The sequence below is a fragment of the Rhizobacter sp. P2_H2 genome (assembly GCF_056403375.1).
The window spans coordinates 1-2722 of the sequence record NZ_JBFUFP010000751.1 but is presented as its reverse complement, the minus strand read 5'-3'; the positions used below and the strand labels follow the sequence as shown (position 1 = coordinate 2722).

Annotated in this window: 3 protein-coding genes; all 3 read right to left on the bottom strand. The window is 68.0% G+C overall.

Annotated elements, in window-relative coordinates:
• Nucleotides 1–309 (bottom strand): SDR family NAD(P)-dependent oxidoreductase (locus tag AC1D15_RS25745; protein WP_477828227.1); only part of this gene is annotated, 309 nt, incomplete at its 3' end.
• A gap of 99 nt (nt 310–408) precedes the next feature.
• The gene (locus tag AC1D15_RS25740; RefSeq protein WP_477828226.1) at nt 409–1587 is read right to left on the bottom strand and encodes an acetyl-CoA C-acetyltransferase; all 1179 of its coding nucleotides are present in this window, start codon (nt 1585–1587) and stop codon (nt 409–411) included.
• 77 nt (nt 1588–1664) lie between these two features.
• On the bottom strand, nt 1665–2722 hold a 1058-nt coding region (locus AC1D15_RS25735), incomplete at its 5' end, for an alpha/beta fold hydrolase (RefSeq protein WP_477828225.1).

Sequence of the window (2722 nt, the reverse complement as noted above, 5' to 3'; positions counted from 1 at the left end):
GTCGGCGCGGCTCATCTTGCGGAACATGCCGTCGCGCGTGATGCCGGCGTTGTTGACCAGCACGTCGATCGAGCCCAGCTCGGCCTTGGTCTTCTGGAACGCCGAGACGGTGGAATCCCAGTCGCCGACATTGCCGACCGACGCATGGAAGGTGTAGCCCAGCGCCTTCTGCTCGTTCAGCCATTTGGTGAAATCGCGGCTCGGACCGCAGCCCGCCACGACGGTGAAGCCGTCCTTGTGCAGGCGCTGGCACATCGTGGTGCCGATGCCGCCCATGCCTCCGGTGACGTAGGCGATCTTCTGAGTCATTTTTTTCTCTCCTGAAAAAGGTGTGCAGACACCCGAGCGTCGTCGCGCCCGGGTGCGGCGTCAACCGGGGTTCGCCCTGGGCTCACCCTGGCTTAACTTTCAACGCTCGACCGTCAAGGCAACACCCATGCCACCGCCGATGCACAGGCTCGCGATGCCCTTCTTCGCGTTGCGGCGCTGCATCTCGTGCAGCAGCGTCACCAGGATGCGGCAGCCGGATGCACCGATGGGGTGCCCGATCGCGATCGCGCCGCCGTTGACGTTCACCTTGCTTGTGTCCCAGCCCATCTCGTTGTTCACCGCGCAGGCCTGCGCCGCGAAGGCTTCGTTGATCTCGAGCAGGTCGAGGTCGGAGGGCTTCCAGCCGGCCCGCTGCAGCGCCTTCTGCGAGGCCGGCACCGGCCCGATCCCCATGAAGGCCGGATCGAGCGCCACGGTCGCGTAGCTCTTGATGCGCGCGAGCGGCGTCAGCCCCAGCTGGTCGGCCTTCTTCGCGGTCATCACGACCACGCCGGCCGCGCCGTCGTTCAGGCCCGACGCATTGCCGGCCGTCACGCCACCGGCCTTGTCGAAGGCCGGGCGCAGGCCCGCCAGCGCCTCGGCATTGGTCTTGCGGTTGATGAACTCGTCGGCGGCGAACACGATCGGGTCGCCCTTCTTCTGCGCGATGCTGAAGGCCACGATCTCGTCCTTGAAGCGGCCGGCATCCTGCGCGGCGGCCGCCTTCTGCTGCGAGGCCAGCGCCAGCGCGTCCTGCGCCTCGCGGCTCACGCCGAACTTCTTCGCGACGTTCTCGGCGGTGATGCCCATGTGGTACTGGTTGTACACATCCCACAGGCCGTCGGTGATCATCGAATCGACCAGCTTCCAGTCGCCCATGCGCTGGCCGTCGCGCGAGTTCGGCAGCACATGCGGGGCGAGGCTCATGCTCTCCTGGCCGCCGGCGATCACGATCTCGGAGTCGCCGTCGCGGATGGCCTGCGCCGCCAGCATCACCGCCTTCAGGCCGGAGCCGCAGACCGCGTTGATGGTCAGCGCCGGCACCGCCTGCGGCAGGCCGCTCTTGATGACGGCCTGGCGCGCCGGGTTCTGGCCCGAGYCGGCGGTGAGCACCTGGCCGAGGATGACCTCGTTGACCTGGTCGCCACTGAGCTTGGCGCGCTTCAGCAGCTCGGCGATGACGGCCGCGCCGAGCTCGGGGGCCGGCGTCTTCGCGAGGGCGCCACCGAACTTGCCGACRGCGGTACGGGTGGCGGCGACGATGACGATGTCGGACATGGGAGTCTCCTGTTGACGGGGATGTTGAACGGAATGTGGTGCGCTGCGGGCGCGGGGTCAAGCCGGAGTCATCGACATCAGGCTTTTTGCTTCACATAGCGCCCGGGCGCCGGCTCGATCGGCTTGTGCCTGCGGCTGCCAGGGTTTTTCGGGGCCGGCAGCTGCTTGCCGGCGTGGCCAGCCAGCCAGGCGTCCCAGTCGGTCCACCAGCTGCCGGAGTGCTCCTGCGCGGCTGCGAGCCACGCGTCGGCGCTGGCCGGCTGCGACCCCTGGGCCGGTCCGATCCAGTGGCTGCGCTTCTTCTTGGCCGGCGGGTTGATCACGCCGGCGATGTGGCCGGACGCCCCCAGCACGAAGCGCGTCTTCGCCTTCTTCAGCACCTGGGTGTTCCGGTACGCCGCGTCCCAGGGCACGATGTGGTCCTCGCGCGAGCCGTACACATAGGTCGGCATGTCGACGCGCGACAGGTCGAGCTTCTCGCCGCACACCGTCACGCGGCCCGGCTTCACCAGGTTGTTCTCGAGGTAGGTGTTGCGCAGGTACCAGCAGTACATCGGCCCCGGCAGGTTGGTGCTGTCGCTGTTCCAGTACAGCAGGTCGAACGCCGGCGGCGTCTCGCCCTTCAGGTAGTTGCCGACGACGTAGTTCCACAGCAGGTCGTTCGGGCGCAGCGCGCTGAAGGTGGAGGCCAGCTCCTGCCCCTTCAACAGCCCGCCGCCGTTCGGGCTGGCCGGGCCGAGCGTCATCTCGCGCAGCTGCACCATCGCCTCGTCGACGAACAGGTCGAGCACGCCGGTGTTGCTGAAGTCGAGGAAGGTCGTCAACAGCGTCATGCTGGCAGCGGGCTTGCGGCCGCGCGCGGCCAGCACCGCGAGCGCCGTGGCGAGGATGGTGCCGCCGACGCAGAAGCCCAGTGTGTTGATCGTCTCGGCCCCGGTGATCTCCTGCACCACGTCGATCGCGCGGATCGCCGCGTCTTCGATGTAGTCGTCCCAGCCGAGGTGCGACAGGCCCGCGTCGGCATTGCGCCAGCTGACGACGAACACCCGGTGGCCCTGCGCGACCGCATGGCGGATCAGCGAGTTCTCCGGCTGCAGGTCGAGGATGTAGTACTTGTTGATGCACGGCGGCACAC